Consider the following 22,266-nt stretch of genomic DNA (forward strand, 5'->3'; position numbering starts at 1 on the left):
AAACTAGTCATAATCTTACAGAAAGTGCCTAGAATGAATAGTAATTATAATGTGACACCTACTTATTTAGGTAATTAGTATGGCAAGAATTTTAACAGGTGTACAGAGTACAGGAACACCTCACTTAGGAAATTTATTAGGAGCAATCATTCCAGCAATCCAAATGGCAAATGCACCAGGCAATGATTCGTTCTTGTTTATTGCAGATATGCATTCGCTCACTCAAATCAAAGATGGGAATGTTTTAAGACAGAATACATATAGTACTGCAGCTACTTGGTTAGCTTTTGGACTCGATATAGAAAAAACAGTGTTTTATAGACAAAGCGATATTCCTCAAGTAACAGAACTTTCTTGGTATTTAAGTTGCTTTTTCCCATATCAAAGACTTACACTGGCACATAGTTTTAAAGATAAAGCAGATCGTCTGGAAGATGTAAATGCAGGGCTATTTACATATCCTATGCTCATGGCAGCAGATATTCTTTTGTATGATGCAGAGATCGTGCCTGTAGGAAAAGATCAAGCACAACATCTAGAAATGACGAGAGATGTAGCAAGTCGTTTTCATGCTTCTGCGGGTAAGGAAGTATTTGTTATGCCAGAGGTAAAGCATAATGAAGATACCATGTATGTTCCAGGAACTGACGGAGGAAAAATGAGTAAGTCTAAAGGAAATATTATAGATATTTTTCAGCCAGATAAGAAATTGCGAAAGCAAATTATGGGTGTTCAAACCGATAGCACTCCTTTAGAAGAACCTAAAAACCCAGACACCTGTAATCTATTTGCTTTGTATAAACTTATCGCTTCTCCAGAACAAATCACAGAGATGCGTGCAAATTATGAAGGAGGTAATTATGGATACGGTCATGCAAAACAAGCCTTTTTTGAGCTAGTAGTAGAGAAATATGCAACACAACGTGAGCGATATAACCATTATATGGCAAACCTTGATGAGGTAGACGCAGCATTAGCTGTTGGAGCAGAAAAAGCTAAAACAGTTGCAAATGAAGTATTATCCAGAGTTAGAAAAGTAGTAGGATATTAATTCAATAGTGTAAAAAAAGGTAAAGACAGTAAATAACCCTATATTTAAATCTAATCGTGTCGTATGGATATTTTAAGTTTTTTAGGAGGTAGCGGTATATTCTTGATACTGGCACTCGTATTAATTATCGTATTTTTATATAATAAAATTAAGAATAGAAGGCGTTAATAGTACGCTTTCGCGAAAGCATATAATGGCAAATATTCGCATTACAAAACAATTTACATTTGAGACAGGTCATGCGCTCTATGGGTATGACGGAAAATGTAAAAATGTACACGGTCACAGTTATGAATTAAGTGTTACTGTAATAGGAACCCCTATTTCTGATACGAGTCACGTAAAATACGGGATGGTAATTGATTTTGGAGACCTTAAAAAGATCGTTAATAAAGAAATTGTAGATGTGTTTGACCACGCTACTGTTTTTAATAAGAATACACCTCATGTAGAGCTTGCAAAAGAACTTTCGGATAGAGGGCACAATGTCTTATTAGTAGATTACCAACCTACAAGCGAAATGATGGTGATTGATTTTGCTAAAAAAATTCAACCCTTACTTCCAGATCATATTAAACTTCACTCACTACGACTTCAAGAAACGCGTACAAGTTATGCAGAATGGTTTGCAAGCGATAATTAGCCTATGAATATCCCCGCAGGAAAGAAAGTATATTTTTCTAGTGATAATCACTTAGGAGCTCCTACACATAATGAGAGTAGACCTAGAGAACAAAAGTTTTTACGATGGCTAGATGAGATTCGTCCAGATGCGCATGCCATTTTCTTACTAGGAGATCTTTTTGATTTTTGGTTTGAATATCGAACGGTTGTTCCAAAAGGGTTTGTGAGAACCCTAGGGAAACTTGCCGAGTTTAGAGATAGTGGTATAGAGATTCATTTTTTTGTAGGGAATCATGATTTGTGGATGAATGGCTATTTTGAAGATGAATTAGGGATTCCAGTATATCATAACCCTAAAGTATTTACCATAAATGATAAGAAATTTTTCTTAGGACATGGCGATGGTCTAGGGCCAGGAGATAAAGGCTATAAGCGTATGAAAAAAGTCTTTAGAGGACGTTTTTTTCAATGGATATTTAGATGGGGGCATCCAGATATTGGAATGCGCATAGCACAATATTTTTCAGTAAAGAATAAACTAATCTCTGGAAATGATGACCATATTTTTTTAGGGGAAGAAAATGAATGGCTTGCTGCATATGCTAAACGTAAGCTAGAAACGGAGCATTACGACTACTTTGTTTTTGGACACCGTCATTTGCCTATGGAAATTAAAGTTGGAGAACAATCAACCTATTTTAATATAGGAGATTGGATTGATCATTATACCTATGGTGTTTTTGATGGAACAGTATTTTCGATAAAAAAATTTGAATCTACTCAAGACTAAGGTGTATATTTATAGAAATTAAGAGTTATGAGATACATTCTTACAGTATTATCTTTTGTTTTATTTTTTACAGCCTGTAAACCTTATCAGTCAACTACTATGAGACCAGAACAGATAACATACGATAGCTTTAGAGCTCAACAACAATCGTTTACTTCAAAAGATGGTGTTATAAAATATATAGATAAAGGAGAAGGACCTGTTATTGTATTATTACACGGAGTTCCTACTTCTGGATGGTTGTATCGTAAAATGATAGATCCTTTAGTAGACAGTGGGTATCGAGTGATTGCACCAGATATGTTAGGATTTGGAAATAGTGACTCTCCAGAAGGATATGAAATCTATTCCGAAGAGATGCATGCTCAACGATTGCTAGAATTGTTAAATCACCTCAATATAGATGCTTGGACACATGTGATGCATGATGCAGGAGGATTATGGACATGGGAATTATTAGAACAAGCTTCAGATAAAGTAGATCATTTAGTGATTTTAAATACAATCATTTATGAAGAAGGCTTTGATCCTCCTATCCGTTTTGAGCCTGGTTTTATGGCGCGTACCGCGATGTGGGGATATCGTAATGGTATTACAACAAACATGATGCTTAAAGGTCTTTTTAAAGAAGGATTAACAGAAAATACTTTAAATAAAACAGACATAGAAGGGTATAAACGACCACTTAAAGAAGGAAAGACACGTGCGATGTATTACTTTTTTACGCAGACGTGTAATGCACTTCCCGAGTATCAACCTATGATTCAAAAGATGGATACGCCTGCCACTATTATTTGGGGGAAGAACGATACATTCTTAAAATTAGAGCCACAACAAGAAGCACTTCAGAAAGATTTAGGAATAAAAGATGAAGATGTACATATCCTAGAGGCAAAACATTTTATTCAAGAAGAGAAGCCTCAAGAAATTGTACAGATGATTTTAGAATTTATTAAATAGCGTCTACCTATTCAAAAAGTCTTTAAATCCTTTCATAGTGAATACTTTCCAAATAGCAAGTAATGCTGCAATGACTTTTAATACTGTAGAAAATGTAATGAGTTCATTGCCGTATGGTCAATGCATAATTTTTAATAAAGCCCCAATTGTCATAGCAATATAGGCGATTAAGAATAATGCAAGTATGTGCTTTACTTTCATGTATGCTTATTTAATGTCTTTAAGACGAAGTTGTAAACTTACTTCTCCATTCCATGTGTTTTCATCTAGCGTATAGGCCGCACTAAATGGTTTTTTGTTGCTAATAAGATCATATGCATCCCCAATACCAAAACCGATGCCTCCTATACGGGGTCCTTTGTTGTGCTGTGTGACGGTTATTTTAAGATGTGATTCATCAGCGCCTACTTTTTTGCCATATCCTGTATCTACAAGGTCTTCTGTCATAAATATTGGCTTCATATTTCCAGGGCCAAAAGGAGCAAATTGCTTTAGAATACGATAAAACTTTGGAGTAATATCCTTAAGGTCAATTTTGGCATCTATGGTAATTTCTGGAATAAGCAAACGTTCTTCGCAAGAAGCAGCTACGACTTCTTCAAAGCGTTGTTTAAATGCTTCGTAGTTTTCTTCTTTCAATGTAAGTCCAGCGGCATATTTATGACCGCCAAATTGCTCTATAAATTCTTCACATTCATGTAGTGCATTGTATACATCAAACCCTTTTACAGATCGTGCAGAAGCTGCGAGTTTATCACCGCTTTTTGTAAACACTAATGTAGGACGGTAATAGGTTTCTATAAGTCTAGAAGCAACAATTCCTATGACCCCTTTATGCCAATCTTCTTGAAAAACAACAGTCGTTTTTCTGTCGGTCTCATTATTCTTTTGAATCTGAACGAGGGCTTCTTCTGTAATTGCCTTGTCGGCATCTTTACGATCGGAATTGTATTGCTCTATTTCGACAGCATAAATCTGTGCCGTATTATAATCTTGTTCTACAAGTAATGTTACTGCATGGTTTCCATGTTTCATTCGTCCTGCAGCATTAATGCGTGGTGCGATAATAAAAACAACATCGGTAATCGTAAGTGTATCTTTTTTGAGTTGTTGTATAATTGCTTTAAAGCCTGCCCGAGGAGCTGTATTGATTACTTCTAGTCCATAGTAGGCAAGAGTTCTATTTTCTCCGGTAATAGGAACAATATCGGCGCCTATGGCGGTAGCGACAAGATCAAGATATGGGTGAAGTTCTGAAAACGGCTGATTACGCTTTCGCGAAAGCGCACTTATTAATTTAAAACCTACGCCACAGCCACATAACTCATCATAGGGGTACTCACAATCATCTCGTTTAGGATCTAATACAGCAACAGCATTTGGTAATTGTGGTCCAGGACGGTGATGATCACAGATTATAAAATCAATCCCTTTTTCTTTTGCATAAGCTACTTTATCTATTGCTTTTATGCCACAATCTAATGCAATGATAAGCGTGATGTCATTATCTGAAGCATAGTCTATACCCATATAAGAAACTCCATACCCTTCTGCATATCTATCTGGAATATACGTGGCAATAGTTGGGTGAATGGTCTTTAAATAAGAAGATACTAATGCGACACTTGTCGTGCCATCTACATCATAATCTCCATACACCAATATATTTTCTTCTTGAATAATTGCTTGCTCAATACGAATAACAGCCTTATCCATATCCTTCATAAGGAAAGGATCATGGAGTTCGTCTAGTGAAGGGCGAAAAAATTGCTTTGCTTTGTCATAACTATCAATGCCTCTCGCTATTAATAATTGTGCAATAGTAGTATCTATTTGTAATGCCTGAGAAAGTGACTGTACGTTTTCAGAATTTTGTATTGGTTTTACATTCCATCGCATAGATTACTGGATATTTATTTTAAGTATCCAAGCATCTTTTAAATCTTGATCTTTTCTCATTTTTTTTAAAACTTCATAAAGTAATACAGGATCTTCATTGTTTCCTACAGAAACATAATAGAAGTTATTTTGTGGTCTCCTGAAAATATTGGATTGAATGTTTTTCCCTTTTAGTTTAGCGGCCCATTTTTCGGCATTTGTCTTTGAAGAAAATACATTGGAGATGATATAATATCCTCTTAGTACATCAGGAACTTTTGTAGGTTTTTTGTCAATGATCTCCACTAAAGTATCATCAATGGGGGTTGTTTCTTTTTCTTGAGGGATCGTAATTTCCTCTTTTTCCTTAACGACTTCAGGTTGTTTTGGAGTAGGTGTTTCAACGATGGCGATCACTTCTTTTTCTTTAGGCTCTTTTGGAATAATAGTTTCAACAACTTCTATTACTTCTTCTTCTTCTTCGGTTTCTGTTGTTGAGGTGATGGGTTCAATGTCAGAAGTCGATTTGTTTAATGTAGTTTGAAAGGCAACAAAATAAATATAATATCTATCTGCTCTCGTTTTAAATTGTAGTTTAAAGCCGCTGCTGTTGTTTGCGATACTTGTGTTTATTTCATTAGGAACCGTAATTTTTGCGATGTCAAAGCCTAGCGTGTTTTTGCTATTTGGTATGCGGTCTGTATAGTATGTATTATCTATGGTGATACTGCTATTAAAAAAATTGTCAGAAGCCCTCACCCCATTATCCAAAGTGACATATTTTTGTTCTTCAGGATAATAGATAGCGATTTGATCTTTTTTAAGGGTACTATCTCCTTCAAGAGCACTTACAGTAAGAGCTGTTTTTGTTTCGGTTTTTTCGGGAGCTTTAAAGTTTCCAAAATTAATTTCCACTCCTTTTTTATTAATATAACTAAAGCCATTATAGGTTGTAATATACTGTAAAGGGTCTTCCTGATTTTCATAGATAACATATAGCATCCATCCTGCCGAGCTTCCTCCAGAGATATACCCTTGTGTAGCCGCAATATTTGCTACAGTATAGGTTCCGTTAATTACTTGATTATTTTTTATAAGATCAGTAATGTCTTTATAACAGGTATAAGGTCTACTAGAGGTAACCCCTTTTACTGTACCTTGTTTTCCATCAAAAATTAAATTCCCTCTAATTGGGGTATATGCTCCTCCAGGAATTTTTAATTGTATCTCTTGAATATCATGTACAGGCTCTCCATTTTTTTTGTAGACATAGCGATTTCCTTTGGGAACTTTCGTTCCTTTTTCTGTAGGATATGTTGCTGCCCAATATAGAGCAGCATATTTTATAGAAACCCCATCAGGAATCGTAAGATTAGCACTACTAGAATTATATGTAGTGGGCGTATTATCTATATCCACAAACTTCATCTTCGTTTCGTCATTAAACTCATCTGTAGCATCTATGGCTTTGCTTTTATGCTTACTTACATTATTGTTTCCTATCACTTGAGTATTTCCATGAATATAAAATTCATTTACTCGTGTAAATGCTGCGCTGTTTTGTGCAGACATAGCAACTGCAAACAACATATATAATAGAATAAAAGAAAAACGCATAAGATCTGGGGAATATAGTTAGTTAAGCGTTGTCTTTATGAAAGTGTACGCCAACCTCTAAGGTAGCAAATCTTCTAAACATTTCCATAACACCGCAATAGGTGCTTTCAGAAAGATCTACTGCTTTTTGAATTTTTACTTCATCAAGATCATCTCCATAAAAATGATAATCTAACCAAACTTTATGATAATATCTAGGGTGCTCTTCAGTAAGTTCACCTTTTACTTCCATTTTAAATTCAGGAATGGAAACACGCATTTTATTGAGTACAAAAACGATATCAAGACCAGTACAACCAGCTAGAGATGATAACATAAGTGCTTTTGGTCCCATTCCGTCATTATTCCCTCCGTTTTCTGGAGAAGTATCTATGAGTGTTTTATATCCCGTTGGACTATCGGTTTCAAATTGCATTCCTTGTTTATAGATGGTAGTAACTGTATGTGATGCCATTATTTTGTGAATTTTTTTAAAGATTTGAAGGTACAAAAATGATAGGGAAATGCCTATCTTGCTTTCGCGAAAAAAATAGATGATCTATTCTAAAATAGCGTATAAAAATACTGCTTTTATGATATATAAGAAGTCTTAAAAACTAGTTATATTTAACTATACGCTTTCGCGAAAGCAAAAAATAACGTATAATACTTGTGACGTAGATATAAGTTTTACGACCACAAAAAATAAAAAAACTATGCCATTAGTAACACCTTTGAATCCAGAGCATGATGAAACAACGAGAGAACTTGCTGAATTTTTTAATGAGACATTAGGATTCTGCCCTAATTCTGTCCTGACGATGCAGCGTCGTCCAGATATCTCTCGTGCATTTATAAACCTTAATAAAGCGGTAATGGCTAACCAAGGAAATGTTACTTCTGCTCTAAAGCGTATGATTGCTTGGGTTTCTAGTAATGCAACAGGATGTCGTTATTGTCAAGCACATGCTATACGAGCAGCAGAGCGTTATGGAGCAGAACAAGAGCAATTAGATAATATATGGGAATATAGAACGCATGCTGCGTTTTCTGATGCAGAAAGAGCTGCACTAGACTTTTCATTGGCAGCAAGTCAAGTGCCTAATGCTGTAGATGACAAAATTAAAGAAGAGTTATATAAGTATTGGAATGAAGGCGAAATTGTAGAAATGTTAGGAGTGATTTCTTTATTTGGATATTTAAATCGTTGGAATGACTCTATGGGAACTACCCTAGAAGGAGATGCTATTGAAAGTGGAAATCAATATTTAGGAAAACACGGGTTTGAAGTAGGAAAACACGTTTAAATACATACTATAAAAAGAACCAAATATTTTATGCAAGAAAGATAAACTTAAAAGAGAATCTTTCTTGCATTTTTATTTTATAAACCATCAAAAATAAAACGTTCTTTAGGTTTAATTATTAGTTTTTAGAATTTTAAACTATAAAGCGATATTAAAAAACCTTATGGCTATTACGGAAAAAACGTAATTTTTTCTTATGTTTGGCGAACAATTCTTACTTAATAGAATTTAAAAAGTCTTTAAAAAGCATATTTATCGGTTAAAAAGCATTGAATTGTTAAAAAACAGATCGATTACATTTTTAAATAAATAAAAGACTCATTAATTCTATATTTACGTGAGATTTTTTGAAATAAATAATATGTATAATATGAAAAAACAAATACTACTTTTAAGTGTTTTTGCTTCTGCTTTTTTTGTTTCTTGTAGTGATGAAGAAATAATTACTAGTAATGATGCTATTACAGATTTTGAAGTTACTATTGAACAAATTGAACAAATAGACTTTGATCCGGAAACGGCAGAACCTAATAATAGATTTAATGATGCAAGCGAAGGTCTTTATCATGGAGTTATTGTTACTGTAGAGCCAGGACAATCAGATAACCTTCACGGTAAAATCTGGATAAACATTAACAATGATGGTCATTATAATGCTACGGTTGTAACAAATCAAGGAGATCGATTTAAATTTTTAGGGAAGCCAGTAAATTTCGATAACAGTAAATTTGTTTTTAGAGGAAAAAGAGGCACTTTTGATTATGATATAAGTGATATAAATAATCCTGTTGCAACTAATGTAATCGTAGATTCAAAACCAGGTCATGTGGCTTCTGTAAAAGACAGAGCAGGGCAACGTGCTGCGGCTATATTAGGAACATTTGCAACAAATGATAATCCTGATGATATTATTTCAGGAACTTGGGACTTACTTACAGACGGAACACCAAATCCTGATGCATTTAATTTTCCATTATTAACAGAAGTTGTGATTACAGTTACCAATAATGGGAATGTATATTCAGATACAGATTTCGAAATGTTTAATTACCTCTGTTTTTTTGAAACTACTATTACAGAGATAGCCCCTGTGTTTTTACATGAAGATCCTATGACTACACCAAATGGGCGTAATGAGTTTTGGGCACAAAATCAATCATTTCAATTAGGAAATGCTACGTTAGAATATTGGTTAGGGCAAAGTAGCGGATTAGTAGATAGCAATGGATCTACTTTTGTTAATCATGGATTCCACAATAGTGATTTTGCAGACCCTCCATCAAATGTATGTACAGCGATAGATGGACAAAAAGGGATATGGACATGGAATGGTCGTACAGGAACTTCTTCTTTTGACGATCCATTTGATGTGCCAATGTTACATTCAGAAAATGTTGATTACGAAGCATTCAAGCAAGTACTTAGACAGAACAACTAGAACTATACATAAGGTTTTATAATAGAAATCTTATTAAATTATAGCGCCTCCATAGCAATATTGTTATGGAGGTTTTTTATGTAAAAAAGAGTCAGTTTTACCCTTGATTTTAATGAAGATTATAACAGTCTAGAAACCTCTTATTTTTCATACAAAAATTCCGTAAATTCGCTCCCTTATTTAAAAGCATATAAAATGAGCGCTAAGTTCACTGAATATAAAGGATTAAACCTTCCTCAAGTAGCCGATGAGGTTCTTGCCTTCTGGAAAGAAAATAAGGTATTTGAAAAGAGTATCACGACACGTGAAGGAGCAACTCCTTATGTGTTTTTTGAAGGACCTCCATCTGCTAATGGACTTCCTGGGGTACACCATGTATTAGCGCGTGCTATCAAAGATATCTTTCCAAGGTATAAAACCATGAAAGGATTTCAAGTAAAACGTAAGGCAGGATGGGATACACATGGCCTTCCCGTAGAACTCGGTGTAGAGAAAGAATTAGGGATTACCAAAGAAGACATAGGTAAAAAAATCACTGTCGAAGAATATAATGAGGCGTGTAAAAAAGCAGTCATGCGTTACACAGATATCTGGAATGACCTAACTGAAAAGATGGGTTACTGGGTAGATATGACTGATCCATATATCACATACAAGTCTAAGTATATGGAAACTGTTTGGTGGTTACTCAAGCAGATTTATAATAAAGATTTACTATACAAAGGATATACAATACAACCGTATTCTCCTAAAGCAGGTACTGGGTTGAGTTCGCATGAACTTAATCAACCTGGATGTTATAGAGATGTAACTGATACCACGGTAGTTGCTCAGTTTAAAATGACAGCAGAAGGCACGAACCCTCTTGCCAAAGAATTAGCCGATGGGCAAACCTATTTCCTAGCTTGGACGACTACCCCTTGGACCTTACCTTCTAATACAGCACTTACGGTTGGAAAGAAGATAGGCTATATGCTAGTTGAGACGTATAACCAATATACACATGAGCCTGTCAAAGTCATTTTGGCAAAAGCGCTTGTCGGGAAGCAGTTTTCTGGGAAGTTTTATGAAGTTGGAGGTGATACCGCTTTCGCGAAAGCGGACTTAGAAACATATACCGCAGGAGACAAGAAAATACCATACCTCGTAACACGTGAATTTAAAGGAGCCGATCTTTTAGAATTACGTTACGAACAATTATTTGATTTTGTACAGCCACACGATAATCCTCAAGATGCTTTTAGAGTCATTGCTGGAGATTTTGTAACCACCGAAGATGGTACTGGTATTGTACATACAGCGCCTACTTTTGGAGCAGATGATGCCTTGGTAGCAAAGCAAGCATCTCCAGAAGTACCACCATTATTAATTAAAGATGAGAATGATAATTTAGTTCCGCTTGTAGATTTACAAGGAAGATTTCGTCCTGAATTGAAGGAGTTTGGAAATAAATATATCAAAAATGAATACTATACTGATGGCGAAGCTCCAGAAAAATCAATGGATGTTGAGCTTGCTATTCGTTTGAAAGAAGAAAATAAGGCATTTAAGGTAGAGAAGTATGTACACAGTTATCCACACTGTTGGCGTACTGATAAGCCTGTATTGTATTATCCATTAGATTCTTGGTTTATCAAGGTAACTGATTTTAAAGATCGTATGCACGAGCTTAATCTAGGCATTAATTGGAAACCTAAAGCTACTGGAGAAGGTCGTTTTGGAAACTGGCTTGCCAATGCAAATGATTGGAACTTATCCCGTAGTCGTTTTTGGGGAATCCCATTACCGATATGGCGTACTGAAGATGGGAAAGAAGAACTCATTATAGGTTCTGTAAAAGAATTGAAATCAGAAATCAAAAAAGCAATAGATACTGGAGTGATGAATAGCGATCCTTTTGAAGGATTTGTTGCTGATGATATGAGTGAAGAAAACTATGACCTCGTAGATCTTCATAAAAATGTAGTAGACCGTATTGTATTAGTATCACCTTCAGGACAACCTATGAATCGTGAGAGCGATCTTATCGATGTGTGGTTTGATTCAGGGTCTATGCCGTATGCACAATGGCATTATCCTTTTGAAAATAAAGAACTTGTAGAAGAAACTTGGCGTAAAGCAGATTTTATCGCCGAAGGAGTAGATCAAACAAGAGGTTGGTTTTATACATTGCATGCCATTGCAACGATGATTTTTGATGATGTTGCGTATAAAAACGTAGTTTCTAATGGCCTTGTATTAGACAAGAACGGGCAGAAGATGTCTAAACGTCTAGGGAATGCAGCAGATCCATTTGAAACACTTGCCACCTATGGACCTGATGCTACACGCTGGTATATGATCAGTAATGCAAATCCATGGGATAATTTAAAGTTTGATTTAGCAGGAATAGAAGAGGTAAAGCGTAAGTTTTTTGGAACACTTTATAATACGTATGGCTTCTTTGCATTGTATGCAAATCTTGATAATTTCACCTATGCTGAAGCAGAAGTGCCGTTTGCCGAACGTCCAGAAATAGACCGTTGGGTACTTTCAGAATTACATACGCTTATTGCAAAAGTAGATACGTTCTATGCAGAATACGAACCTACAAAAGCAACGAGAGCTATAGATACTTTTGTACAAGAAAACTTATCTAACTGGTTTGTAAGATTAAGCCGTAGACGATTCTGGAAAGGATCTTATGGTACAGATAAGATAAGCGCGTACCAAACACTATATACATGTCTTGTTGAAGTGGCAAAACTAGCAGCTCCTGTAGCACCATTTTTTATGGAGAGACTCTATAAAGATTTGAATGCAATAACAGGAAAAGAAAAATTTAATAGCATACATCTGTCACATTTTCCAAAAAGTGATACTAATTACATAGATAGTACGTTAGAGCACAAGATGGAAAAGGCGCAAACAGCTAGTTCATTGGTGTTATCACTTCGTGCAAAAGAAAAAATTAAAGTACGTCAGCCATTACAGCGTATTATGATTCCTGTATTGTCAGATACAGATCGCGAAGAGATTTTAGCAGTTGCAGATCTTATAAAATCTGAGGTAAATGTTAAAGAAATTGAGCTTATAAGTGATGATTCTGGCATATTAGTTAAACAGATTAAGCCTAATTTTAAAGTTTTAGGACCTCGATTTGGAAAAGACATGAAGCTGATAGCTAGTGCTATACGAGAGTTTGGTGCTGATGAAATTGCAAAAATTGAGCGTGATGGTAAAATTGAGATAGAAATTAATGGAAAAATGACTACATTAGAATCGGGTGATGTAGAAATTTCTTCTCAAGATATAGACGGCTGGTTAGTTGCAAGTCAGAATGGAATGACCGTAGCACTAGACATTACAATCACAGAAGAGCTTCGTAAAGAAGGTGTGGCACGAGAATTGGTGAATCGTATTCAGAATTTACGTAAAGACTCTGGATTTGAAGTGACAGATCGGATTCATGTTGTTTTACAGAAAGAATCGCTTATTGAGCAAACTGTAAAAGATAATGCAACGTATATTAAAACAGAGACACTAGCAGATTCTCTTGAAGTAGTAGAAAAAGTAACAGATGGGCTTGAAATAAGCTTTGATAATATAACAACATATTTAACCATATCAAAACATTAATTAATATGGCAGATACAACAAAAGGACAAAGATATAGCGATGCCGAATTAGAAGAATTTCGCATCATCATTCAAGAAAAAATAGATAAAGCGCAACGCGATTTAGATTTAATAAAAAGCGCTTATCTTAACGATGGCACAAATGGTACAGACGATACATCTCCTCAATTCAAATCTTTTGAAGAAGGAAGTGCAACGATGAGTAAAGAAGCTAATAGTGCACTTGCGATTAGGCAAGAGAAGTTTATTAGAGATCTTAAAAATGCGATTACGCGTATCAATAATAAAACATATGGTATTTGTCGTGTCACTAAAAAACTTATTAATCCTGAGCGATTAAAACTAGTACCGCATGCAACACTTAGCATTGAAGCTAAAAATATGCAGAGCTAACACTATAATAGCGTCTTTCGGGACGCTTTTTTATGAAATATTACTTCTTCTTCTTTACACTATTAGTTGCGTTTCCAAGTACTACATTTGCGCAAAAAAAACTATTTAAAGAATATGATGTAGGCAGTACGCACACATTGTACATTGATAGTGATGAGATTTTTCAAATTAAAGTCACGACAAGTCAAACAGATAAAATAGAGATATATACTCAAATAGAAGGAGAAACTTTTGAAAGTACATTACTTCACACGGTACTTAAAGATGGAACCTTAAAAATTACGACAGGTCGCACACCAGATTTTATTCCTTTTAACGATAAACTATCAGCCCATAAGGTATTATCTATTGTATTAGATATAACCCTTCCAGAAGGACTCACTCTTGATGTGTATTCAACACTAGCAAGTGTAGAAGTGCAAGGAGATTATAATCAAATACGTGTTAATTTAGAAAAAGGAAGATGTTATTTATCCAGTTTCCGCTTTCGCGAAAGCGTATATATCAATACAATATCTGGAAATATTGATCTAGAAACAAAAAATGTAAATATAGACGCGCAATCTCGCAACGGAATGATCGTTATTCCTAAAGGGATGACTGGAGCCAAAACATTGTATTTACAGAGTATCGATGGTGATATAACAGTTATAAATTCACAGTAAAAAGACGTATTTTTACCACCTTAAATAAATTGTATGTCACTAAAAAAAGCAGGACTTATTGTCTTTTTAATACTTCTTGTAGATCAATGTATCAAGATTTATATAAAAACACATTTTCATTTAAATGAATCAATTAAAGTTTTCGGATTGGATTGGTTTCAAATTTATTTTGTTGAAAATGAAGGTGCTGCTTGGGGTGCGCAATTACCAGGAGAATACGGTAAAATTATACTTTCATTATTTCGCTTAATTATCGCGCCATTAATTGGATATTGGCTCTATAAATCAGTAAAAGATAACGCTCCAAAACTTCTTATTATTTCTGTCTCTCTAATATTTGCAGGCGCTGTAGGTAATATTATTGACTCTTTATTGTATGGCGTATTTTTTGAATCTAGTGATAACGGAAATATAGCAAACTTCTTACCTGGAGGAGGAGGGTATGCAAAACCATTATATGGTAATGTGGTCGATATGCTTTATTTTCCATTTATAAAAGACGCAACATTTCCTTCTTGGATTCCTTTTATAGGAGGGAAAACATTTACTTTTTTTAATGCTATTTTTAATATAGCAGATATGGCAATAAGTACTGGTGTGGGAATACTTCTTGTTTTTAATAAAAAAGTATTTCCAAAAACCGAATCTGCTTGAAATGATTTATAATTAATAACGACCATAGTATTCCTAGTCAATCTCTATATACACTAAGAATATTAAAATTGTTATTAAAATGAAAAAAATTACGTATGCTTTAGCATTCCTGTCCTTAGGAGTGTTTTCCTATTTACTCGTAAATAGAGGAGCTAATGGAGAAAGACAAAATAAAGAGTTACATTTAGTAGTTCCTACTCCTGCCAAGACAAAGAAAAAAACAATAGAAGAAAAATACGAACATACTCAAGATCGTGTAGAGTATGAATTTAATCTTCAGAAAGATCCCGTTTCTGGAGAAGTTCCAAAAATAGAACGAGCTCTAGAGTTAAATATAGGATTAGAAAAACTAAGTACTACTAATATTACTCAAGCTTCTGAGAATTCATATACCCTTAGAGGGCCATCAAATTTAGGAGGAAGAACAAGATCTATTATTATTGATATTTCTGATTCAACAGGAAATACCATGTTAGCTGGTGGTGTGAGTAGTGGTGTTTTTAGAACAACAAATGGTGGCGAGAGCTGGACTAAAGTTACACCTAATAATGAAATTCATAACGTCGTATCAATTGCACAAGATCCTCGTCCTGGATTTCAAAATATAATGTATTATTCTACAGGAGAACCATTAGGAAATTCAGCATCATTGGGTGCTGGATTTCTCGGACAAGGAATATGGCAATCTGTAGATGGAGGGGTTACTTGGACTCAAATACCAGGCACAGATTCTACATTTGAAGCATTTGATTCACCTTTTGATCTTACATTTTCACTTGCAGTTAGTCCTATTACAGGAGATCTCTTTGTAGCAACTATCAACTCTATTATGCGATATGATGGAGCTACCTTTACAACAGAACTTAATGCAGGAGGAAACAACTTTACTGATGTAGATATAGATACAACCGGCCGTGTTTATGCTGCTATAGGAGGAACAGGAGTTAATAATGGTGTTTATACCTCTGAAACTGGTGATGGAACCTGGATACGCATTGCTGAAAATGGAGATCCTACAGGTTGGTCTTCTGTTGGAAGAGTTGTTGTTGCGACAGCACCATCAGATACGAATGTCCTTTATGTTATTTATGGGAATGGAGCAAGTAGTGCTGCAAATCAAGTAGAGTCAGATATATGGCGCTATGATTTAGCTGCAGATGAATGGACTGATTTTACCTCAAAAATGCCTAATTTACCAGGAGGTCCTATAGGAGGTGTTGACCCTTTTTCTATCCAAGGAGGATATGATTTAGATATTGTTGTTAGGCCTGATGATGCAAATTATGTAGCAATTGCTGGCACAAGTGCTTATCGTATTGAAAATATTGAAACAGATAATTCGTTTGAGATTATAGGAGGGTATAACGGAGCTATGATTGCACTTTATGACACTCCAAATGGAGATACACATCACCCAGATGTTCACAGTCTAGTTTTTAGTCCATTTGATACTAATGTCTTTTTTACAGGATCTGATGGAGGAGTTCATAGAACAGATGACATTAATGCCCCAACAGTTGATTGGGTAAATCTTAATAATAATTATCAAACATATCAGTATTATGATGTTTTCCTAGATCAATTAGAGGGGTCTGATTTTGTAATTGGAGGTGCTCAGGATAATGGAACCACTGGAGGTGGTGTTAGTGTTGGATTACCTAATGAAACAGAGATGCTTACTATTTTTGGAGGTGATGGAGTTTCTGTTGGAATAGGTAGAACTGAAGGGAATCTTATTGGGTATTTTGGATCTCAATTAGGATTGATTTTAAGACAAAACTTTACAACAGGAAATTTGGTAAATATTCAGCCTACTAATACTAATAATAGTCTATTTGTGACGTTATTCCATTTAGATCCTGATAATAATAATGCATTGTATTATGCTAATGGAGGACAATTATTTGGAACTACAAACGCGAGTACAGTTAATTCAAGTACTTGGAATAATTTAGGATTTTTACCAACTAATGAACTTTTAAGATCATTTGCAACAACTAGAGGAACTTATGACCCAGCTACAAGTTATTTATTAATTGGAGGACAAAATGGAGGGGTTTTCAGGTTAGATGACCCTCAAAATGCATCTAGTTTAGGTAATGCAATTAATATAACACCCCCAGCAGCTTCGACGGTGCAAGGGTCAATTGTTAGTGCAATGGCAATCCATCCAACAAATCCTGATATTGCAATGGTTGTGTATGCTAATTATAACATCCCTAGTATTTTTATAACTTCAAATGCAACAAGTGACACGCCTGATTGGACGTTAGTAGAAGGTAATATAGCTCCTAACTCTATGAGGTCAGCTCAAATTTTAGAAGTTGAAGGTCAGATACAATATTTTGTAGGGACTGCAAGAGGTTTATATAGTAATATTGATCCAGAAAATATTGATTGGGAACTAGAAGGAGGAAGTATATTAGGTATTCCTGTTGTAAGTGATTTAGAGTATCGTCCTTCAGATAATACTTTATTAATAGGAACTCATGGAAATGGAATGTTTGCTACAGAATTAACAACCGTACTTGCTGTAGATGATTTTGCAGAAAATGATGCAGATGAGAATATACTACGAGTATTTCCGAACCCTACAAGCGACATATTGAACTTTAGAACTTCTGGAGCTAACAATATTAGAGAATATCAAATCATAGATTATACAGGAAGAATTCTGGAAGGAGGAGATGTAGCTAATCTTTCTCAAGGTACAATAGATGTAAGTGGATATACAAATGGAGTATATTTTATACGTGCTATTACTCAGAATAATGCAACAGTTACTACTCGATTTATTAAGAGATAGTAAACAATAATATATACAATAAAAAATCCCGCTATTAAAGCGGGATTTTTGTTTTTTGGAAATAGCTTACTTTCTCCAATCGTTATTTTCTCGATTTATATCTGCCATCAATGTGCTAGGATCAATAGTCATTGATTTTATTTTTGACATAGGAACATCAATGGTAAATGTATAGGTTGGATTTGTCCAAGGCCAATCTTCTAATTGAGTATAATTCGTTGTATTAGGTTTTTCTCCACGCATGATTCGTAAAGGTACGTAATACATTGATTCTCCTTTAGTCGTTGTAATCTGTAAATCTATAGGCATAGGCATCTCACCTTTTCGCGAAAGCGTAATTTTCGTTTTATTACCATCTTCAACAACTTCTGTAATAGCATAATCTATTGTATTGGTAGTTTGTGTCCAATCGGTTAGATACCAATCTAATTGTATGCCTGATACTTTTTCTGCAGTACGCTTGATATCATTAGGCGTAGGATGTTTGAATGCAAAATCAGCATAATACCTTTTTAAGGTTTTTGCCAAGTTTTCTTCACCAATAATATAGCCTAATTGAGATAGGAAGATGGCTCCTTTACTATACGCTGCTACTCCATAAGCAAAGTTTCTATTATAGCGATCTGCATGCGTTGTCTGTGGCTGCTCATATCCACTTTCAACTAATCTATAATATCCGCTATAAGATCCAGAAACAGGGTTTTCTCTGTTTTGTTCCATCACTTCATTCATGGCTTTTGCAGAGATATACGATGTAAAACCTTCATCCATCCATTCGTGTTTTGCTTCGTTTGTTGCTAATAAGAATTGAAACCATGTGTGGGCAAATTCATGAGCAGTTACTCCTACTAAACTTCCAAAGCTTCGTTCTCCAGTAATTAAAGTACACATTGCGTACTCCATACCACCATCACCTCCTTGTATAACAGAGTATTGTTTGTATGGGTATTTGCCTACATGTTTATTAAGATAAGAAAGGATAGCTGCTGTTTTAGATTGTAGATTTTTCCAGTTTTCTATTATTTCTGGATTGTTCTTATATAAGAAGTGTAGTTCTACACCATTTTCACCTATAATAGTATCATGTCTATAATTTGGATCTGCAGCCCATGTAAAATCATGTACGTTTGGTGCTACAAAATGCCAAGTGTATTTTCCTCTTTTTGTTTTAGGAGTAGCAGAAGCTCCTTCATCTTGGTAGCCATGTCCTACTTTATTTCCATTTTGCACATAACCAGTTCCTCCTAGTGTAAAGTCGGCATCTATTGTGATTTTCACATCAAAATCGCCCCATACCCCATGAAATTCACGTCCGATATAAGGATCTGCATGCCATCCTTCAAAATCGTATTCGGCAAGTTTAGGATACCATTGGGTCATAGATAATGCAACACCTTCTTTATTATTGCGGCCACTACGACGTATTTGTACAGGCACTTGTCCTGTAAAATCCATCTTAAAAGTGGTTTTTTGACCAGGTAAAATAGGTTGAGCCAATATTACTTCTAGTACAGTTCCAGCAACAGTATAAGAGGTGTTTTTTCCATTTTGACTAAGGCTATTTACTTTCATAAATCCAATTTCATCAGGGGCTAATTTGCTTATTCGATCACCTACGCGAGGATCTGGATCGGCAATAGAGCGTGATCGTATATCCATTTCGCTTCCTGGTTGAAAGGCATTAAAATAAAGGTGATAAAACACCTGAGTTAGGGTGTCAGGAGAGTTATTGGTATACGTTAACTCTTGTTTTCCATCGTATTGATAGTTATTTACATTCATGTCGATTTCCATTTTGTAATCAACATGTTGTTGCCAATATGAGGTGTTTTGTGCAATACTATTTGTGATAAAAAAGGCACATAGGCCTACAAAAAGAAAGCATTTTAGAATAGGTTTGATCATTGGTACTTATTTATTTAGTGCTGCCAATTTAAAGGCATTATACATATTTACTATTTTTCCTGATTTAGAAAGTTCATCAAAACGAGCTCTTTTAGATGGATCTCCAGATACAATTACAGAGTTAGTAGTCAGTGATCCACTTTTCATAATAATGTCTTTTATTTGACTTGCTTTAAGCTTAGGGTAATAACTTCGTAACATAGCAGCAACTCCGGCTGTATTTGGAGCCGCCATAGACGTTCCTTGTAGAAATTCATAGGTGTTATTAGGTGTTGTTGACCAAATACGAACTCCAGGAGCAAAAACATCTACATTGGACTTTCCATAGTTGGAAAAGTTTGCAACCATTTCACCTCCGTATTTTTTATTCAATGCGCCTACTGTTAGAAATGTATTACTTATTTCGGGATTATTACCCCATTGATCATTAGGAAATACTCTATGTGTAGCATCATCTAGATTATATCCTTCATTCCCAGCAGCATTCACAATAAGCACATCTTTTTTGGCAGCATATTTAATCGCATCATATACCCATCCTGGGTTTTGAGAATAATACTTACCAAAAGAAGTGTTGATTACTTTGGCTCCATTATCTACAGCATAACGAATAGCCAATGCAATATCTTTGTCGTACTCATCTCCGTTAGGAACAGCGCGCAATACCATAAGTTTGATATTGCTATTGGCAATGCCATCCATACCTTTACCATTATTGCGTTGTGCAGCAATAATACCCCCCACATGTGTACCGTGTCTAGCTCCTTCAGCTTCAGGTCCAGTAACATTATTGTCTCCGTATCCTTTATCTTCTATATCATAGGGGTTATCTCCTAATACTTTTCTGAAAGATGCATTTAAACTGTAATTAACAAACTGATCTTCAATTTGTTCTAAATCTTTCCCTATTAATGTTATAATATCAGGAATACTATCACTAAACTGGAACATTTGCGTTAAAAAACCAATATGATTCTGCATTTCTTCATTTGGATTTTTAATAGCGTTTAATTCTTTAAGACTATAATCTTCCTTCCCTAATTTTTTTGATACAACTGTATGTGATGCTTCTACTTGTTGTTTTATTTGGGTAGTACGTTGTAAAACACCTTGAAGCTCTTGTATTTTTTCAGAATGTTCAGATTTTGCTTTTTGATAAGACAGGAAAACATCTTTTTTATTTGCTGGAATTTGAGCAACTGTTTTTCCTTTAAACTCAGAATCGTAGCGATCTACAATTCTGGAAAGTTCTAATTGTTCGTCTGTAATGTTTCCTAAGAAATTCCATCCATGAATATCGTCTATATATCCATTATTATCGTCGTCTTTTCCATTACCAGGAATCTCTTTAGAGTTTGTCCAAATGGAGTTTTTAAGATCTTCGTGAGTAATATCTATTCCACTATCAATAACAGCGACAATAGTTTGAACACCTGATTTTCCTGGAAGGATTTCGGCATATGTCTTTTCAACACTCATACCAGGTATAGTGTCATTCATCAAATCTTTAGAACTCCACGATTTTTCTTGTGCTTCTGAAAGTGATTTAACTTTTAAAGGATTGTTGTCTACATTTACTTCTGCCACAGAAACTAAAGGAGCAGGAGTATCACAAGCTACTATAAGAGTAGCCATTGTAATGATAAGGGTGATTTTTTTATAAATAGTATGCATTTTAATAGGTAATAAATTTAAAGAATTTCATTTAGAGCAAAAGTATCTTTAAGACGGACTCCTTTTTCGGTATGCTGTACAGTAATGATAGGATTATGAGCATCATGTTCTAGCCATAAATAATATCCTTTATCTGCAGCAGTATTTAAAAAGAGTTCTTTCTCGTCTAAAGTAAGTAGCGGTCGCGTATCATACCCCATTACAAAGGGCAAAGGCAAATGCCCCGCAGTAGGGAGTAAATCTGCCATAAAAACAATTGTTTTGTCTTGGTATGTAATATGAGGAATCATTTGTTTATCTGTATGCCCATCTGCAAAAAAGATACCAAAACCCAGTTCTGATGTTTCTTGAAAATGAGTTCCTTCTCTTGAGATAAATTGTAATTGGCCACTTTCTTCCATAGGAAGAATGTTTTCTTTTAAGAAAGAAGCACGTTCTCTTCTATTAGGTTGTGTTGCCCATTTCCAATGATCTTCATTACTCCAAAAGGTAGCATTTTTAAACGCAGGTTCGTATCCTGTTCTGTCTTTATTCCATTGTACAGAGCCTCCACAATGATCAAAGTGAAGATGCGTCATAAACACATCTGTAATATCATCTCGATGGAAACCATGCTTTGCCAATGAAGTATCTATAGTATAATCCCCCCATAAATGGTAATAACTATAAAACTTTTCAGATTGCTTATTTCCCATTCCCGTATCTATAAGAATAAGACGATCCCCATCTTCTATAAGCATACAGCGCGCAGCAATATCAATCATATTGTTTGCATCTGCTGGATTGGTACGTGTCCATAACGTTTTAGGAACTACGCCAAACATAGCGCCACCATCTAATTTAAAATGACCAGCTTCTATGGGATATATTTTCATAAAATCTATTTGTATATTTAAAAAGAGCGTAGA

At 35.0% G+C, this 22,266-nt stretch carries 17 protein-coding genes; 11 read left to right on the forward strand and 6 right to left on the reverse strand.

The genetic code is table 11. From position 1 onward, the window contains the following. The first annotated feature begins 79 nt into the window (after window positions 1-79). The 4 genes from trpS (at window position 80) to Q1A60_RS04565 (ending at window position 3,425) form a co-directional block, all read left to right on the forward strand. Entirely contained in the window at window positions 80-1,051 is a 972-nt protein-coding gene (gene trpS, locus Q1A60_RS04550; RefSeq protein ID WP_299762025.1) for a tryptophan--tRNA ligase, read from the forward strand. Window positions 1,052-1,244: 193 nt separating this feature from the next. After that, a complete protein-coding gene (locus Q1A60_RS04555) occupies window positions 1,245-1,694 on the forward strand; it encodes a 6-carboxytetrahydropterin synthase (protein WP_299762027.1) in 450 nt (149 codons plus the stop codon). A 3-nt stretch (window positions 1,695-1,697) separates the two neighbouring features. Then, complete coding sequence (locus Q1A60_RS04560) at window positions 1,698-2,465, forward strand: UDP-2,3-diacylglucosamine diphosphatase (RefSeq protein ID WP_299762030.1); 768 nt, start codon at window positions 1,698-1,700, stop codon at window positions 2,463-2,465. A gap of 27 nt (window positions 2,466-2,492) precedes the next feature. Then, window positions 2,493-3,425, forward strand: coding sequence for an alpha/beta hydrolase (locus Q1A60_RS04565; protein ID WP_300007300.1), 933 nt, complete (start codon window positions 2,493-2,495; stop codon window positions 3,423-3,425). Window positions 3,426-3,632: 207 nt separating this feature from the next. Here Q1A60_RS04565 and recJ read toward each other — a convergent pair whose 3' ends face one another. From recJ to Q1A60_RS04580, 3 genes are read right to left on the reverse strand one after another with little or no spacing between them, the layout of a single operon-like run. Next, entirely contained in the window at window positions 3,633-5,324 is a 1,692-nt protein-coding gene (gene recJ, locus Q1A60_RS04570) for a single-stranded-DNA-specific exonuclease RecJ (protein WP_299762036.1), read from the reverse strand. A 3-nt stretch (window positions 5,325-5,327) separates the two neighbouring features. Further along, window positions 5,328-6,920, reverse strand: a complete 1,593-nt coding sequence (locus Q1A60_RS04575) for an SPOR domain-containing protein (protein WP_300007303.1) — start codon at window positions 6,918-6,920, stop codon at window positions 5,328-5,330. Window positions 6,921-6,942: 22 nt separating this feature from the next. Next, window positions 6,943-7,374 (reverse strand): OsmC family protein, encoded by a 432-nt coding sequence (locus Q1A60_RS04580; RefSeq protein WP_299762042.1) that lies wholly within the window; start codon window positions 7,372-7,374, stop codon window positions 6,943-6,945. Window positions 7,375-7,615: 241 nt separating this feature from the next. Between Q1A60_RS04580 and Q1A60_RS04585 the strand changes: the two genes are divergently transcribed. From Q1A60_RS04585 to Q1A60_RS04615, 7 genes are all read left to right on the forward strand, one after another. Then, entirely contained in the window at window positions 7,616-8,206 is a 591-nt protein-coding gene (locus Q1A60_RS04585) for a carboxymuconolactone decarboxylase family protein (protein WP_299762045.1), read from the forward strand. A gap of 370 nt (window positions 8,207-8,576) precedes the next feature. Further along, a complete protein-coding gene (locus Q1A60_RS04590) occupies window positions 8,577-9,644 on the forward strand; it encodes a hypothetical protein (protein WP_299762048.1) in 1,068 nt (355 codons plus the stop codon). A gap of 195 nt (window positions 9,645-9,839) precedes the next feature. Then, complete coding sequence (gene ileS / locus Q1A60_RS04595; protein WP_299762051.1) at window positions 9,840-13,262, forward strand: isoleucine--tRNA ligase; 3,423 nt, start codon at window positions 9,840-9,842, stop codon at window positions 13,260-13,262. Window positions 13,263-13,267: 5 nt separating this feature from the next. Further along, entirely contained in the window at window positions 13,268-13,654 is a 387-nt protein-coding gene (locus Q1A60_RS04600; protein ID WP_299762054.1) for a TraR/DksA C4-type zinc finger protein, read from the forward strand. A gap of 32 nt (window positions 13,655-13,686) precedes the next feature. Beyond that, window positions 13,687-14,319, forward strand: coding sequence for a DUF4097 family beta strand repeat-containing protein (locus tag Q1A60_RS04605; protein ID WP_299762057.1), 633 nt, complete (start codon window positions 13,687-13,689; stop codon window positions 14,317-14,319). A 33-nt stretch (window positions 14,320-14,352) separates the two neighbouring features. Further along, complete coding sequence (locus tag Q1A60_RS04610) at window positions 14,353-14,973, forward strand: lipoprotein signal peptidase (RefSeq protein ID WP_299762060.1); 621 nt, start codon at window positions 14,353-14,355, stop codon at window positions 14,971-14,973. Window positions 14,974-15,052: 79 nt separating this feature from the next. Next, on the forward strand, window positions 15,053-17,779 hold the full coding sequence (locus Q1A60_RS04615; RefSeq protein WP_299762065.1) for a T9SS type A sorting domain-containing protein: 2,727 nt from the start codon (window positions 15,053-15,055) through the stop codon (window positions 17,777-17,779). A 66-nt stretch (window positions 17,780-17,845) separates the two neighbouring features. On the opposite strand, the gene Q1A60_RS04620 is transcribed toward Q1A60_RS04615, so the two are convergent. From Q1A60_RS04620 to Q1A60_RS04630, 3 genes are read right to left on the reverse strand one after another with little or no spacing between them, the layout of a single operon-like run. After that, a complete protein-coding gene (locus tag Q1A60_RS04620) occupies window positions 17,846-19,684 on the reverse strand; it encodes a M1 family metallopeptidase (RefSeq protein WP_299762068.1) in 1,839 nt (612 codons plus the stop codon). 6 nt (window positions 19,685-19,690) lie between these two features. Further along, window positions 19,691-21,358, reverse strand: coding sequence for a S8 family peptidase (locus Q1A60_RS04625; RefSeq protein WP_299762071.1), 1,668 nt, complete (start codon window positions 21,356-21,358; stop codon window positions 19,691-19,693). Between the two features lie 17 nt (window positions 21,359-21,375). Continuing rightward, window positions 21,376-22,233 carry an MBL fold metallo-hydrolase gene (locus Q1A60_RS04630; RefSeq protein ID WP_299762074.1) on the reverse strand — a complete coding sequence of 286 codons (858 nt, stop codon included), beginning with the start codon at window positions 22,231-22,233 and terminating at the stop codon, window positions 21,376-21,378. Window positions 22,234-22,266: the final 33 nt, after the last annotated feature.

Origin of the sequence: uncultured Dokdonia sp., from assembly GCF_947492535.1 — a bacterium.
Lineage (GTDB): Bacteria > Bacteroidota > Bacteroidia > Flavobacteriales > Flavobacteriaceae > Dokdonia.